The sequence below is a fragment of the Sphingomonas sp. TF3 genome, from assembly GCF_003985085.1.
GTDB lineage: Bacteria > Pseudomonadota > Alphaproteobacteria > Sphingomonadales > Sphingomonadaceae > Sphingomonas.
This window is the reverse complement of record NZ_RWKS01000012.1, coordinates 1-14,760: the sequence shown is the minus strand read 5'-3', so window position 1 is coordinate 14,760 and position 14,760 is coordinate 1. Positions and strand designations below refer to the sequence as shown.

Here is a 14,760-nt window from a genome sequence, read left to right as displayed (position 1 = left end):
GCATCGCGGCCTTCGCCGATGGATATATCGGCGAAGACCGCGGGTCTGTCGCGGTTATTTCAGATATTGCACAAGGCTCAGACCGGCGAGCTGCGAAAACACTGAATAGCTCGCCTCCAGGATCGTCTTTTGCTGCGAGATATCGGTCGCAACTTGGCCCAGATCGGCGTCCTCATTCGCGCCGATCACCCCGGTGAGCAACGTCGTCCGCTGGTCGCCGCTATTGATCATCGATTCAACTTGCGTGGTCCGGCGGCCATTTTCAGCGTTCACCGCGCGCAGCGATCCAAGGCCGGTCTGCAATTGATCGACTACGGACGTCAGGGCGGTCTTTTGGGCTGCGGTCAGCGTCGCGCCGATCGGCCCTGCCAGGGCAAGAGACTGGAATGCGGTGTAAAGACCGCCGCCTGCGGCACTTGCACCGACACCATAAGGGACATCAACCCCGTCCGCGATACGTGCCGATGCCACGACATTGTCATTGGCGAACGCATCGGTCTGCGCCAATCCGACGAGATCGCTAAGTGCCTTGGGCTTGAACGGTGGGGTGTCGGTTTGGGATCCACCGAACATGGCCACGCCGCCCTCGCTACTGTTCAGCGCGTTGCGATATTGTTCGAATGCGCCGTCGATCGTCGATTGCAGACCGCTCGTCTGGCCGTTGCCCAGCGCCGTCAGGATGCTTTGGCGGAGGTTCTCGGTAGACGTATCGATACTGGATAGCTGCGCATCATAAAGGCTCAGCGTCGTCTGCACGCGCTTTGCCACAGTCGTCTCCGCGCTCTGGCGCGCGAGCATGCTATGCGCCGAAAGGTTGCGGACCGATTCACTGCCAAGGTCAGCGAAAGTATTGGCTTTCTTGGTGGTCGCGAGATTTTGCTGCGATGTCGCGAGTCTGGCCTGCGCCCGCTGAATGGCGTTCGACATGACTTGTTGGAGCGGGACGGTGGCGATGCGGGTCATAAGGCGGCTCCTATCGGATCATCGCGAGCAGCGTGTCGTACATGCTGCTGGCGGTGCTGATGACACGGGCCGAGGCCGAATAGCTGCTTTGCAGCACGACCATCTGCGACAATTCCTCGTCGATATTGACGCCCGAAAAACTGTCTCGACGATTGATCGCATCGTCGCGGCGCGATGTTGCGTTGTCCAGATTGGTCTTGGCCTGGCTGGCCTGCAATCCGGCACCGCCAAGCAATGCGCTCGACACGTGATCGAGGGTAACGACCCCGTCCTTGCCCAGGTCGATGGTCTTGGCGAGCCGATCGACAAATCCCGTGGCGCCGCGAATATCGCCCGCGCCGACCGCCTTGGTACCGACTGCCGCCGTTGTATCAAGCATTGCGAGCGGCAATTTGTTGGGGTTGACGTTGATGTCGCCGCGCACCTTCGCCTGTCCCAGGCCGCTTGTCGCACCCGTCAGCCCGGACAAAGAGCTGAAGGAGACGCCGCTGCCGAACCGGTTGGTCGAGTCCGATGGGACCGACAAGACGGCCCCGGACAAGCCTGTGAGGGGGCTAAACTCCACCCGGCCGCGCTGGTCGAGTGCGAAGCTGCCGTATTTGGACAAGGGCGAGGCGTTCAACTCGGTAACCAGATCGCCAATGGTCGGGCCGACCGAGCCCGTGAGCGTATAGCTGGTCAGCGCACGCCCTGACACGTCGCGCAGCACAATGTTGGCGGTTTCTCCGGCTCCAAACCCGTGCGGGTCGCTCGCGGTGAAGCCGGTCGGCGTCAGCATGCTGGTGTCGCTGCGGACGAGGTCGTTCATGCCGAAAAACTGCGAAAAGCCGATTCCGGCGCGATCGCTGGGAGTGCCGGGCGTTTGCGCGATGGCAACGCCGTTGCCGCCGCCCGCCGCCTTCAGGGTCAGCACGCCGCCGGTGAAGCTCGCGGTGGCTGCGCCACCGAGGCCGGCGTTGATTGCCGTGACGGCGTCATTGACGGTCGCGCCCGCACCCAGGCTTGAGAAATCGACCGTGGTGCTGGCTACCAGCTTGCCGCTTGTGCCGAGCACTGCGAACGTTGCCGAACCAGTGAAGCCCAGACGGTCGCCGCCGACGAGTCCGGTCTGCCGTCCGTCCAGTTCGGTCGGTGCGGGAACCGTCGTTCCCGCATTCGACACCGAATTGAGCGCTTCCGCCATCCCGCTGAACACTGTGCCGAGTTGCTCTTGAAAGTGCGGCAGCGCGCGGTCTCGCAGATCCAGCAGGCCACCAAGCTTCCCGCCAGCTGCGGCGGTTTCGATTCGTTCGCCCGTTGCCGGGGAGGCACCGCCAGGATCGGCAAAGCGGATGTCGATCGGCGGATACGCGGCCTGTGCCCCATCGCCACTCCCGGTTCCAGCATACGATAATTGTCGCAAACGCCGGTCAAGGAGTGTCGCGCCCGAGGCGGTTTCGATAGAAACCCGGCCATCCGGCTGATCGCGTACCGTGATCGCGACCAAGCTGCTAAGTTCGGTAAGCGCCGTCGTACGTTGATCGGCCGCTCCCGAGGTGCTGCGACCTTGGCCGACCTGCTGCGATACGGTTCCATTCAAATCATTGATTTGGGATAAAAGCCCGTTGATCCGGTCGACCGTTGTGCCGACTTCGGATTCGACATCGCCGCGCAGGTTCGTGACGTCGCCATTGAGCTGTTGCATCGACGAAATCGCGTCCTGCACATTGCCGGTAAACGACGCGACCGTCTGGGCCGATCCCGGTGATCCGGTGAGCGCGATGGCGGACGCCGAAATTGAATCGAGCTTTGCGGGCAAGCTGGACGCATCGCCTGGCTGTCCCAGCAAGGACTGGAGCCGATCGAGGTAGGACGACGTCACATCGGCGCGACCGAAGTCTCCGCCACGCTGATAGACGGAGGCTTCGAGAAAGCGATCCGCGATGCGTTGCGGCTCGCCGATGACGACGCCGCTGACCCCGCCCGAATGGACGCGGGTCGCCAGCGAGACCTTTTCGCGCGCATAGCCCGCCACGCCGACATTGGCGATGTTGTTGGATACCGTGCGCAGGCCGGCCTGCGCCGCCGCAAGCCCCGACGTCGCCGACCCCAGAATTTCGCTAAGCGACATGACCGGCCCCCATCGTCATCCGATCAGCGCTTCAGGTCACTGACTTCACGCAGCATTTCATCGGCGGTGGTGATGATCTTGGATGCTGCGCTATACGCCCGCTGAAAGCGGATCATGTTGGTGAACTCACCGGCCAGGTCGACCGTTGACGCCTCGAGCGAGCTTGCAGCGACCGTGCCGGCTGCGAGCGAGCCGGGCTTGTTCAGCGTGAAAGTACCCGAATTCTTGCTGCTCGCATACGCGTTGCCGGGCAGGCGGGTCAGGCCGTCGGGATTTTGGAAATTGGCGATCGGGAGCTGGAATACAGCGCGGGTCTTGCCATCCGAAAACACGGCGTTGACCTGGCCTGTCTTGGTGATGTCGATCGAGGACAATTGGCCAAGCTGGCCGCCGTCGACGTTCGAGGAGATCAATGCGGATTCGCTGCCAAACTGGGTGATGCCATCCAGGCCGGCATCGCTGCCGATTGCCAGCGTCACCGGGGCCGACGCGGCCGCATTGGTCCAGGAAATGCTGAGCGGACCGAACAGCGTTGCGGTCGAACCGGTCTTGTTAAGGCTGCCATCGGGATTGAACGCCACGGTGCCGCTGGACAACACGCCGCCTGCCGCCGTCACGTCGCTGGCCGGCTCGGCATAGGTTTCCGATGCCCATTGGTTCGCGCCTGTCTTGAGAAAGGCCATGGTCAGACGGTGCGACCCGCCCTGCGAATCGTAGACGTCGAAGGAGCGCTTGAAATCGGGGGTCACCGTTCCGCTGGCGAGGTTCCCCGCAGTATAGGCCCCAACATGCACGGCCGTGGTGGATTGTAGATTGGCGCGAACTTGAATGCGCGTGGTCGGCACAGCCGTCCCTACGAGGTCGCTGACGCGGACGGATTCAAGCCCATTCAGGCCACCGGTATTGGTATAGCTGCCCGTGGCATCGAGACGCCAGCCTTGCAAATAAAGGCCGCTCGCGTTGCGCAGAAAGCCCTCGGCATCGGGGCGGAACGATCCTGCGCGGGTAAAGGCCGGGTCGGCGGTGCTGCCTGTCGACGTGCGCGTGACGAAAAAGCCGCCGCCGTCGATCGCCAGGTCGGTATTGCTGCTGGAGGACTGGATCAGACCCTGCTTTGAAACTTGCGCGACCGAGACTGCGGCGACGCCGCCTGCCGAATAGTTGGCCTGGGCACGGCCATCGGTGACCATCGTGCGGAACTGCGCTTCAGTCCCCTTATAGCCGACCGTGTTGATATTGGTAATGTTGTCAGCAACCGTGGCCATGGCGCTGGACTGCGCATTCAGGCCGGAAACGCCGGCGTACAGGGCGGAATAGAGGCTCAATGCGGATCTCCTTGCAGTGCGCAGCACGCGGCTCGCTCGCTTATTTTATAGGATAGGATCGCCGCGAGGCTCGGATGCCAGGCAACTATTTGTAGAGAAATCCTAAGGTCGGCAATTTTTGCCGCCCTGTTCGGCCGACCAGGCAGGAATGGTCCTATAACAATGGGAGATTGAGAGGACGCAACGATTATGTTGAGGATCACATTGCGAGATGGCGAGAAGGCCATTCTGAACGGTGCCGTGATCAGCGCCGTCGGTCGTACGCAGTTGCGCATCGAAAACACGGTGTCGATTTTGCGCGGTCGCGAAGTCATGCGGCCGGAGGAGGCCACCACCCCCGCACGCCAGCTCTATTTTTCCTGCATGCTGGCCTATATCGACCCGGACGGCCGCGAAAAGCACCAGGAAGCGACGCTGGTTGCGCTGCGCGAGCTGCTCAATCCCGGCGCTCAGGACGCGACCAAGGAGGCGTGCGTGCGCTTCGCTAACGACATCGCCCGCGGTGAATTTTATCGTGCGCTGGCCCCGGCGCGGGATTTGATCGCGCTGGAGACGCCGGTTCCATCCTTCGAAAACGCGGAGGCCTGAGCGGGCCATGCCAACGCTGGCTGGCGCTGCCCGCGCGATCCGCGCGCTATCGCCTGATACCCGTTTTGGGCGGGTGGTCGCGGTACGTGGTGCGTTGATCGAGGTCGAAGGGCTGGTTGGCGCGGCTCATATCGGCAGCCGTGTCCGGATCGCCGGGGGCGAGATCGAGGCCGAGGTAACGGCGCTCGACCGCGGCATTGCGCTGTGTCTTCCTTTTACCGATCCGCAGGGCGTCGGCCTTGGCATGCGCGCCGACTTGACGGCGGGTGAGGTGTCGATCCGGCCGAGTGCCGGGTGGCTGGGACGAATGGTCGATGGGCTCGGTCGCCCGATCGATGGGCTTGGCCCGCTTCCGCTCGGGCCCGATCCGCGCCCGATCAAGGCCACGCCTCCGCCCGCTGCCGATCGCGCACGGGTTGGCAAGCGGGTCGAGACCGGGGTGCGCGTGCTCGATCTGTTCGCTCCATTGTGCGAGGGCCAGCGCCTTGGCTTGTTCGCAGGCTCCGGCGTCGGCAAATCCGTTTTGCTGTCGATGCTGGCGCGCTGGACCGAGTGCGATGTCGCGGTGATCGGTCTGGTTGGCGAACGCGGCCGCGAAGTACAGGAATTTGTCGAAGACGACCTAGGGGTGGAAGGCCTGGCGCGCAGCGTCGTCGTCGTCGCGACCTCCGACGCCCCCGCGTTGATGCGGCGGCAGGCGGCGTGGACGACGCTCGCGATTGCCGAGCATTTTCGCGATCAGGGGCTCAACGTCCTGTGCCTGATGGATTCGGTCACGCGCTTTGCGATGGCGCAGCGCGAGATCGGGCAGGCGTCCGGCGAACCCCCCGCGACCAAGGGGTATACCCCCACTGTTTTTGCCGAACTGCCGCGTTTGTTGGAGCGGGCGGGGCCGGGGTTGCCCGGCCAAGGCTCGATCACCGGTCTGTTCACCGTGCTGGTCGATGGCGACGATCATAATGAACCGGTCGCAGACGCGGTGCGCGGTATTCTCGACGGCCATGTGGTGATGAGCCGCAAGATTGCCGAACGCGGACGCTATCCCGCGATTGACGTCCTAAAATCGGTGTCGCGCACCTTGCCGCATTGCCTGAGCGACGCCGAAAACGCGACGCGCCTCGGCGCGCGCGCTTTGCTGTCTACTTATGCCGACATGGAAGAGCTGGTTCGGCTTGGGGCGTATAAAGCAGGGTCGAGCGCCGAGATCGATCGCGCCGTGGCGATCGCGCCGCAAATCGAGACGATGTTGCGGCAGGGCAAGGACGACCAGGGCGATTGCGCTGCCGGCTTCGCCATGCTCGCCGCCATGCTGGAGCAAGCCGCGTGAGAACCCCGTTCGATACCGCACAGCGCGTACAGCAACGCGCGGTCGAGACCGTACGCGTGGCGATCAGTGTAGAGGTGGAACGCCACAGCCTGATCGAGCGGGAATCCGAATCCTTGACCCAGTCGGTCGCGCGCGAGCGCGCGGTCGGGCATGCCGTCGGCTGGCTTACGACCGACGCGTGGTTGGCCCGGATGCGCGCCGAGCGCGAGCGATTGCAGCACGAAGCCCGCAGTGTCGAAACGCGGCTTGCAACCCTTCGGGCGCAAGCTGCCGAAGCCTATGGCTCGATGCGTGTCATTGACGGGGCCGTGGATCGGCACCGCGACGAGATGGCGCGAGCGCAAGAGGCTAGCGAGCAAGGGCGGCTGGACGATATTGCGGCGGCTCGGCTGGCGCGCAGCAGGGTGGCCGGGCGATGATCGATCGAACCGCCCTGGCGGCGATGACGCCCACTCAGCGCGCCCATGTAATTTACAGTACCGCGCAAACCGAACTGGCCAATACGTTGTGGCGTGCTGCGCTCGGCGATGGTGGTGCGCCAGACCGCACCGCTGCAGATCCGGGGTTAACGCGCAGCGATATGGACGCGCTGCTGAAAATGCTGGCCCCACAGGGCAATGCGGCCGACGACGGGTCTGTAAGAACCGTGCCGTGTCCGTGCGACGATCCGGCGGTGGTGACGGGGTCTTCGTCATCCGCTGCGCCCTCGTCGCCGTCGGAAGCGGTCGTGTCCACGGCGGTGGCGGGGGGCGATGGAGGGCTTGGCCCCAATGCCCGTTTCCGCACAGTGCTGTGCGAAGCGGCGCAGCGTACCGGCATTCCCGCGACCGCGCTGGCGACCATTGTCGACGCCGAGGCGGCCAAGGGCCGTGACGGCAGTTGGAACTGCCACTCGCGCAATCCACGCTCAAGCGCTGCAGGGCTCGGTCAGTTCCTCAACGCGACATGGGAAGGTCTTGCCGAAACGCCCGGTACGGCGCTGAACGCTACGGCACAGGCAAAAGGATGGCTTAACCCGGATGGCAAAGTCAGCGGTGCCGCGCGCGGAGCCTTACTCGCGCTGCGGTATGATCCGACGAGCGCGATCGACGGTATCGCCGATTATGCGCGGCAAAACCTTTCCCAGTTGCAACGGCGGGGGATCACCACCGACGACAGCGTGAAGACGACGGCCCGCGCGGCGTACCTCGCTCATCATCTCGGCCTGGGGGATGCGGTGCGATTTCTCAAAGGCGGGATTTTGCCTGCGCGCGCGCATGTATTGCTGCGCGCGCAAGTCGGCGCGGCAGATGCGGAGAAGCGTATCGCACAGGCCGGCGACCCAACTCGCGCTCACCAGCAATGGCTTCTCGCTTACATAGATCGCCGGATTCAGCCCGCCAACTTCGCGATTTAAGCCCTCGCATCGCGCTATTTTGGGGCGAAGGCGCTATTATATCCAATATCATCCAATATATGTAAGCTCGACCGGGACGTGGGATAATAGATTGGAATAAAACAAGATATTGAAGACGTAACGGCGCCGGCGCGGCGTCCTTGTAGTTTTACGTATAGGATCGTTTCCACGTTGTTAGGATTTTTCCGCGACACCGGTCTCCAGAGCGAAGGGCAGTAGGGGCTGCCCACTTATTGGGGAAGATCGATGTCGAAGACCACAGCAGCACTCGAAGCCGCAGTCGCCACCATCATCGAAAATACACCGCGCGACACCAAACAGACCGCACGGCAGCGCGTTGCCGTCGATCGTGCGTTTGCGAATATTTTGAAACTGATTGCGCCGCGTATCCGCCATTTCATTCGCCAGTACGGCCTGGCCGCACATTGGGATGATGCCGAGCAGTGCTGCGCCATTGCTGTGCACCGCGCGATCGAAGCCTATGATCCAACCAAGGCGCAGTTCACCACTTTCGTGAACTGGCAGATCCGCGGCGAATTGCAGAGCCTGCGGTTCCGGATGATGGCGGATCAGCGTCCGTCGGCGCGCAAGGTTGGCGCGATGACTGTTTCGCTCGATGCGCTAACGGCCCGTTCCGAGACCGAAGACGGCGCGGTCGAGGTGACCATCGAGGACGAACTGGCGCTGGAACAGACCGAAGCCTGTGCGTCGACCTACCTCGCCGAATCCGCGATGAACGCGCTGATCGATGCGTATGTCGACCATCTGCGGCAGGTGTCGCTTGACCAGTTGCGGCGGCGGCCTCGCGCCAAGCGGGCGGCACCCGTCCGCATCGAGGGCGCGCCGCGTTTCAAGACCGCCACCCACGGAATCGATCCCGAGCAGCTCGACAAACTGGAAGAGAAGCTGGCACGCGATCGCGAAATTGTCGCCCGACGGATTTTCGAAACCGCAACGCTTGACGATCTCGCGAATGAAACCGGGGTCACCAAAGAACGGGTTCGCCAGATCACCAAGTCGGCAGCGCGCACGATCGTCGAACTCACCGCACGCGACCCGCGCTTTGCACTGATGACCGAGGGACTGCGCCAGCGTAACGCCGCTCCAGCGCCGCGTAAGCCAAAGTCACCGCCGCCGCTGCGCACCGCGCCGGTGTCATTGCTGCCCGATCCCTCGGCACCGCACAACCGCCTGGTACAGGTTACGGCGTTCGACACGGTGCACGCGGCCGATGCGGCAAGCGGACGGATCGCGCAAGCAGGCCGGACATCGTTGCCCGAACCGTTTTCCATTCATCTCTTGGCAGAGGAAGTGCCGGTGCACGGGTCGCGGACGACACACTGACCGTGATCTCGCCCGGCGACCCTCCAAGAGCGGTCGCCCGGGTGGTCTCTTGATCCAAAACGATTGGCAGAACCATGCACATCGACCTTCAAAACATCCGCGTTGAATGGTTGCAGCGTCCGCTTCCGCGGCCCAATCGCCGTCTCACTGCCCTTGCAACGCGGCTCGCCCGCTGTGCCGGCGCATTGATGCAGGTCGGTAACCAGACCGCCCTTATCGGCGTGACGGCAGAGCGGGGCACCCTTCGTCTGACATGCTGGAACCATCGCATGGACGTATGGGCGGAACTGACCGCCGGTGCTCCTGCATTCGCCCCGGCGTCGTCATTGGAAGGTGCACTGCAGCGCGCCGGAGCGGCGTTGCTAGGCTATTTCGCGGGGCGTTGGCCCGATGGTGCGAGTCCACCCTGTCTCGGGGTTGTGACGGATGGCATCGGGGTGGCGTTTTCGCCAAATTATCCCGCGCCGTGCACCCCGGGCTGGCTGGAACTGCACGGCAGTGGCCGCGCCGCCGCAGTCACGATTTTGCCTTTTGCCGACGGGAGCCTTTTCGGCCAAGCCTCTTTGGGCGACCACCGTCTGCATTGAGACCTGCCCCGGATTTCGCGACCGCGTTGACCGCTCCGCCCACCCTGCCTACAAGCGCGCCTAGGGATAGCCAGGGCAGTGGATTCCGGCGGAGCGGGCAATGGAATCGACGATCGGCGGATCAACCCACAACAAAGCAAAAGCCGGTCGGCGCGATCTGGCCGAGATACGGATCGATCCATTTCGCAATATCGTGTTTCCCAACCGACTGCGGGAGAAGCGCCGCGCGGCCGGTTTTTTGAAACTGCTGCGCTTCGCGGCGGTTCTGCCCGAAATTCCCTACATTCGACTGTCCAAGATAGAACGCGGTGAAGTGGTCGCGCGGACGGACGAACTTGTCCGTATTGCCACTGCTCTTCGTATCGCCCCGATCGACCTGCTCGTGGACATTGATGATCCCGGCTTCGATATCGCCGAATGGGCGCAACCCTTTGCCGATGGGAAGCCGCTCGACAGCGACGAGGAGCGCTTCGCCTTGCTGCTGGCCGCAGCGGTACGGGCGCGACGAGCGCTGGATGCGGATCTCACGATCGCCGATGTCGAGGAGCGTTTCGGGCTGGCCCAAGTGAATTTGTCACGGGTCGAAAACGCAGCAAAACCATGGCCACGCTGGAACGCTGCGGTACGGTCGGCGCTTTTGCGGATGTTTGGCGTGGCTGACGATGCAGCGCTCCGGCAGGCTGTCCTGACGGCGTATCATGACGGCAGCTTGGCTCCCTTTCTCGAACACATTGTCGACCCCGAGCATCGATGGTCGCGGAGCCGGAATCGGATCGCAAGCCTCGCCCAGGAGTTGAGCAAGCTGTCGGCGGCGCACCCTTCAATTCCGGCACCGTCGCTTCCGGTCGAGCAGAGCCCGGATGAGGAGCCTGTCGTGCTCCGCCCGTCGTCTTCGACACATGCGCGCGCGCTGACCGTCTATGGCGCGCCTTTGCCCGACGGGTTGATCGATTTCGTCAACACTGGCGGCACGATCGACGCGCCGCGCGACGTCAGCGATGCGGCGTTCGCGCTCCGGATAGGGCGCGCGACGCTGGGCGGGGGTTTGCCGGGGCATGCGGTCGTGGTGGTCGATCCCGGCCGTTATCCGGTCGCAGGAGGATTGGCAGCGGTGCGCGAGGGGACCGCCTGGCGAGTCGTCGCCGTCACGATCGATCGTGATGGCGTGCTCGGCGGCTACAGCGTCAATCCCGCACGCGAGGTCCCGATCGACGGCCGCGACGCGGCCGAGGTCGCAGCGGTGGTCGCCGCACTTTTCTAAATTCTACCGGGGAGACGGCGTTACGTCGGCGACACACCCGATTTCGCGCCGATTCCGCTGCGCGCGCGATGAGGTGCTGCAAGGGCGTTTGACAAAGAAAAACCCGGCCCGAGCGATGCTCGGGCCGGGTTTTATCCGTCGTTAGAGCAGATCAGAACTTAGCCGAAAGCTCCAGGCCCCAAGTGCGGGGTGCGTTGAAGTTGGCATAGTCGCCGAGGATGCCGCCATAGTTGGTCGAGGCAACCGTGCCGTTCGGATTGTAGTTGACGACCGGCGACGAGTTCGCAGCCGAGCGACGGTAGATGTAGGTCGTGTCGAGCAGGTTGCGCGCCCAGACCGAAACGGTGACCTTGTTATGATCGTTCACCGCAATGTCGGCCAGTGCGAGGCGACCGTTCATGACGAAGCTTGCGTCGGTCTTGGTCGGCTCGAGCTGGAAGCTGTACTGGCTGCTCGAATAGTTGCCGTCGAGATGCAGGCGAACGCTCGCGTCGCCAACATTGATCGGCACGACATAGTCGATCGCGCCCGATGCGGCATTCTTAGGCGTGTAGACGATGTACAGCTGCTGCGCCGGAGCACCCGGTGCCAGCGGGTTCACCGCCGACGGCGCACGCCAGTAGGTATAGGCATACGAACCGGTCAGCGTCAGTTCCGGGATCGGCTTCACCGTCAGATCAACTTCAACACCACGGATCTTGCTGTTGCCAGCGTTCGTGGTCTGCTCGATGTGGCTGCCATTGGTCACGCTCTTGCCGTCCGTATCGAAATAATCGAAGTCGAACTGCGTGTTGGTGCGATCCATAATGTAGTTGGCGATGTTCAGGCGCGCACGATGGTTCCAGAAGTCCATCTTTGCACCGATTTCGTACGACTTGACGGCTTCAGGCCCGAACGCGTTGAACTGGAGCGAACGGTCGTTTGCGCCACCGGCACGGAAGCCGGTCGAATATTTGGCGTAGAAGTGAACGTCGCGGCTGGCATCAAAGGCGATGTTGAACATCGGGTCGAAGCGGCTGATGCTGTTCTTGAACGAGAACGGCGACACCGTACCCGCAGTCACCAGATCGGACCGGTTGTTGACGACGTACAGCGTGCCGTGGCGATCGTCCTTGGTCCAACGGCCACCGGCGGTGATGTGGAGGACATTGCCCAGGAATTCGGGCGTGTAGGTCAGGTTGCCGAACACCGAGTAGTTGTGGTCGGCAGCCTGGCTGGCGCGCGTGATGAACTGGCAGCTGTTGGCAAACTGCGCAACGGTGGCACCCAGCGTGTTGTTGCACGACGGATCGTACTGCTGGTAGCCCGAGTTCGCGCCAGTGATCGCCGAGGAATTGCCGGGGATCGGGCTGCGGATGGTGTAGGCCGTGCCGTCGCTATTCCACTGGTTGGAAAGCGGGGTCGCCGCATATTCGGTCGCGTGTTCGGTATAGTAATAGGCACCGACAACGTAATCGAACTCAGGGATGCTACCAACAGCCTGGAATTCCTGGCTGAACTGATGCTGGCGCAGGAACGAAAGGCTGTAACGGCTGAACGTGCCGGTCGTGTTGATCGCCGTCGGGTTGGCGGTGTTGGGCACGAACGGCGCGAACGAGCTGCGCTCTGGGCCGCCCGAATTGTCCCACTGGTCAGTGCTGACGCCGCGCCATGCGGTGATCGAGCGCAGCTCGATCCAGGGGGCCAGCTTGTACTTCAGGTTGGCCGAAAAACCGTGCGTGAGATCGACGCTCGGCTGCTGGGGAACGCCAACATCGGCTACGGTCTGGCGACCGGGATGCACGCCAACCAGCGGGCCCCGGGGCGCGACGCAGACAGGCTTGGTGCTGCCTGCTGCGATGGTGCCGCCGCACGCGACGCCGTTGAGCGTCAGCGCACCAGCCGCGTTGTAGGTGCCGACGGCATAGTTGTTCGGGTTGTAGTTGATCAGCTGGCTGTACTGCGGCGTATTTTCGTCCTTCGCATAATCATAAGCGAAGTCGGCAGTGAAGCCGTCAACCGGCTGCCAGCGGGCAGCGGCGCGACCGCCCTTGCGATCATAATAGTTCCAGCCGGTCGAACCCGTGAGCGGATCCTTCACGGTCGGATCCTGATGCTGGTACACGCCGTCGAACTTCAGCGCGATATTGTAGAAGGACGGCAGGTCGAGATGCGCGTCGACATTGTGGCTGCCATAATTGCCGACGCCGCCGGTGATGCGGCCATCGAACACGCCGGTCGGGGCCTTGGAGACCAACGACAGCGCGCCGCCTTCGGTGTTGCGACCGAACAGCGTGCCCTGCGGACCTTTCAGCACTTCGATGCGCTCAATGTCGAACAGCGCAGCGTTCAGGCCCTGCGTCTTACCGAGCGCGACACCGTCGATATAGACGCCGACGCCGCCATCGCGAGCGGTCTGGTTCTGATCGTAAGGGACGATACCGCGAATGCCGATCGTCAGCGCCGACTGGCGTGCTTCGAAGGTTGCAACGCGCAGCGACGGGATCGTGCCGTCGGCGAGGTTGAACAAGCTGAGCACGTGGCGGTCGGTCAGACCCTGCGTGTTGAGCACCGAAATCGAGATCGGCGTCTTCTGGAGGTTGGTTTCGCGCTTGGTCGCGGTGACAACGATGTCGCCGAGGCCCTGATCTTCCGGAGCGGCGGTCGCCGCTGGTGCGGTAGCATCGGCGGTCGGCGCGGTCTGCGCGAACGCTGGCGTCGCGCTGATGGCGAGAGCAGCGCCACCCAAGAGGAGTTGCAGGCGGAAGCCCGATCGAACAGTCATTTTGAATCCCCTGAACCTTTGGACCTAGGCGTCCTGGTGCTCCGGGCGGCTACACAGGGTTTGGGTCAAGATTGTTACAGTCAGCGTCATTGAAATGGCGCTGAAATGTCACATAAAATTCACATATTGGGATTGGCGTGGCGAAATCGCATGATAGGCGACCCATTTGGTGGGCGTTGCGTAAAAGTCGCAGTTTGAATTAATTTCCCCAGGCGGTTTTATGCGCCTAGGCGGCCGCGTCTTTGCGCACCCGTCGCTGTGCCGCCCGTACCGACCCGACGATCCGCGACAGGATGAGCTCCTCGATCCCGGCATAGCCCAAGCCTAGATGCGGCGGGCGCACCGCCGCCGCGTCGCCCAGCCGCAGCGTACCGGTCCGAAGCCCCGCTCGACCGATTCGGGCCCAGCGACGCGCGGTTTCCCAGCGGATGAGGCTGCGGCTCTCGCGATCTGGACGATGCTGGGCTAGGAACCGGTCCTGCAAGGCGACCAGCGCCGATCCCACGCGTTCCAAGGTCGACCGATCCGGCACGGGTTGCTGGCCCATGACATGCGTGACGATCAAATCGGCCGTCTCCGCCGCCGCGTCGCCAAACGCCTCGACATACACTCCGGTCAAAACGCGGATTGCGGCCTGGCGCATGGCCTGCGCTTGCGTTTGCGACGCCCCGCCGCTGTGGCGACGATAGGTCAGCAGTTCGTCGTCCAGCCGCGCGACGCCGCCAAAGGCCGCGATGCGGTGGTAGAGATCGAAGTCCTCGGCATAGACCATTTCCGGTCGCATGAACGGATCAAGCTGCCGCGCTGCGTCCGTGCGCAGCATTACCGATGACCAAACCAGCGGGTTTTCAATCTGCAGCAACCACGCGATGACCGGGGGCGTGGAGAGTGGCGCGAGCGATGACGGGAGAATGGCACCGTCTTCCAGGACATTTGCGGCGCTGCCGACCAATACGATTCCCGGATTCGCATCGAGATACGCGACCTGGCGCTGGAAGCGGTCGGGGTGGCACAGGTCATCATGGTCGAGCGCGGCGATATAGCGCCCGCGTGCCTCGGCAAAGGCGGCGTTGCGGCTCAGCACGACGCGGCGGT

Annotated in this window: 13 protein-coding genes; 7 read left to right on the top strand and 6 right to left on the bottom strand. The window is 63.2% G+C overall.

The genetic code is table 11. The annotated features are described in order from the left end of the window. Positions 1–54: 54 nt before the first annotated feature. Genes EJC47_RS12160 through EJC47_RS12150 form a run of 3 tightly spaced genes read right to left on the bottom strand, consistent with a single transcriptional unit; the run spans position 55 to position 4,398 of the window. Positions 55–963 (bottom strand): flagellin, encoded by a 909-nt coding sequence (locus EJC47_RS12160; RefSeq protein ID WP_033966269.1) that lies wholly within the window; start codon positions 961–963, stop codon positions 55–57. 10 nt (positions 964–973) lie between these two features. Beyond that, positions 974–3,073 carry a flagellar hook-associated protein FlgK gene (locus EJC47_RS12155; RefSeq protein ID WP_126848001.1) on the bottom strand — a complete coding sequence of 700 codons (2,100 nt, stop codon included), beginning with the start codon at positions 3,071–3,073 and terminating at the stop codon, positions 974–976. A 23-nt stretch (positions 3,074–3,096) separates the two neighbouring features. After that, entirely contained in the window at positions 3,097–4,398 is a 1,302-nt protein-coding gene (locus EJC47_RS12150; protein ID WP_126847999.1) for a flagellar hook protein FlgE, read from the bottom strand. A gap of 189 nt (positions 4,399–4,587) precedes the next feature. Here EJC47_RS12150 and EJC47_RS12145 point away from each other — a divergent pair, with 189 nt between their 5' ends. The 6 genes from EJC47_RS12145 to EJC47_RS12120 all read left to right on the top strand — a co-directional run bounded on the left by EJC47_RS12145 (position 4,588) and on the right by EJC47_RS12120 (position 9,640). Beyond that, complete coding sequence (locus EJC47_RS12145) at positions 4,588–4,986, top strand: flagellar biosynthesis repressor FlbT (RefSeq protein ID WP_033966267.1); 399 nt, start codon at positions 4,588–4,590, stop codon at positions 4,984–4,986. A 7-nt stretch (positions 4,987–4,993) separates the two neighbouring features. Next, a complete protein-coding gene (gene fliI, locus EJC47_RS12140; RefSeq protein WP_126847997.1) occupies positions 4,994–6,313 on the top strand; it encodes a flagellar protein export ATPase FliI in 1,320 nt (439 codons plus the stop codon). After that, on the top strand, positions 6,310–6,732 hold the full coding sequence (locus EJC47_RS12135; protein ID WP_126847995.1) for a hypothetical protein: 423 nt from the start codon (positions 6,310–6,312) through the stop codon (positions 6,730–6,732). Before fliI ends, EJC47_RS12135 begins: the two co-directional genes overlap by 4 nt. Next, positions 6,729–7,709, top strand: coding sequence for a peptidoglycan-binding protein (locus EJC47_RS12130; RefSeq protein ID WP_126847993.1), 981 nt, complete (start codon positions 6,729–6,731; stop codon positions 7,707–7,709). The genes EJC47_RS12135 and EJC47_RS12130 overlap by 4 nt, the downstream gene beginning before the upstream one ends. A gap of 246 nt (positions 7,710–7,955) precedes the next feature. Continuing rightward, positions 7,956–9,053: a sigma factor-like helix-turn-helix DNA-binding protein gene (locus EJC47_RS12125; RefSeq protein WP_033966260.1), complete on the top strand. Its 1,098-nt coding sequence runs from the start codon at positions 7,956–7,958 to the stop codon at positions 9,051–9,053. 74 nt (positions 9,054–9,127) lie between these two features. Further along, a complete protein-coding gene (locus EJC47_RS12120) occupies positions 9,128–9,640 on the top strand; it encodes a hypothetical protein (protein ID WP_126847990.1) in 513 nt (170 codons plus the stop codon). Between the two features lie 121 nt (positions 9,641–9,761). Here EJC47_RS12120 and EJC47_RS12115 read toward each other — a convergent pair whose 3' ends face one another. Beyond that, positions 9,762–10,205, bottom strand: a complete 444-nt coding sequence (locus tag EJC47_RS12115) for a hypothetical protein (RefSeq protein ID WP_126847988.1) — start codon at positions 10,203–10,205, stop codon at positions 9,762–9,764. 87 nt (positions 10,206–10,292) lie between these two features. Here EJC47_RS12115 and EJC47_RS12110 point away from each other — a divergent pair, with 87 nt between their 5' ends. Beyond that, positions 10,293–10,901 (top strand): hypothetical protein, encoded by a 609-nt coding sequence (locus EJC47_RS12110; RefSeq protein ID WP_126847986.1) that lies wholly within the window; start codon positions 10,293–10,295, stop codon positions 10,899–10,901. A gap of 151 nt (positions 10,902–11,052) precedes the next feature. Here EJC47_RS12110 and EJC47_RS12105 read toward each other — a convergent pair whose 3' ends face one another. Together EJC47_RS12105 and EJC47_RS12100 are read right to left on the bottom strand one after the other, a co-directional pair. Beyond that, entirely contained in the window at positions 11,053–13,665 is a 2,613-nt protein-coding gene (locus tag EJC47_RS12105) for a TonB-dependent receptor (RefSeq protein WP_126847984.1), read from the bottom strand. Positions 13,666–13,891: 226 nt separating this feature from the next. Beyond that, positions 13,892–14,760: glycosyltransferase (locus tag EJC47_RS12100; protein WP_126847982.1), on the bottom strand; the 869-nt coding region annotated here is incomplete at its 5' end.

Coding starts and splice junctions, on each gene's coding strand:
- fliI (WP_126847997.1), top strand. CDS start 4,994: ATGCCAACGCTGGCTGGCGCTGCCCGCGCGATCCGCGCGCTATCGCCT.
- EJC47_RS12125 (WP_033966260.1), top strand. CDS start 7,956: ATGTCGAAGACCACAGCAGCACTCGAAGCCGCAGTCGCCACCATCATC.
- EJC47_RS12160 (WP_033966269.1), bottom strand. CDS start 963: ATGACCCGCATCGCCACCGTCCCGCTCCAACAAGTCATGTCGAACGCC.
- EJC47_RS12120 (WP_126847990.1), top strand. CDS start 9,128: ATGCACATCGACCTTCAAAACATCCGCGTTGAATGGTTGCAGCGTCCG.
- EJC47_RS12145 (WP_033966267.1), top strand. CDS start 4,588: ATGTTGAGGATCACATTGCGAGATGGCGAGAAGGCCATTCTGAACGGT.
- EJC47_RS12105 (WP_126847984.1), bottom strand. CDS start 13,665: ATGACTGTTCGATCGGGCTTCCGCCTGCAACTCCTCTTGGGTGGCGCT.
- EJC47_RS12155 (WP_126848001.1), bottom strand. CDS start 3,073: ATGTCGCTTAGCGAAATTCTGGGGTCGGCGACGTCGGGGCTTGCGGCG.
- EJC47_RS12130 (WP_126847993.1), top strand. CDS start 6,729: ATGATCGATCGAACCGCCCTGGCGGCGATGACGCCCACTCAGCGCGCC.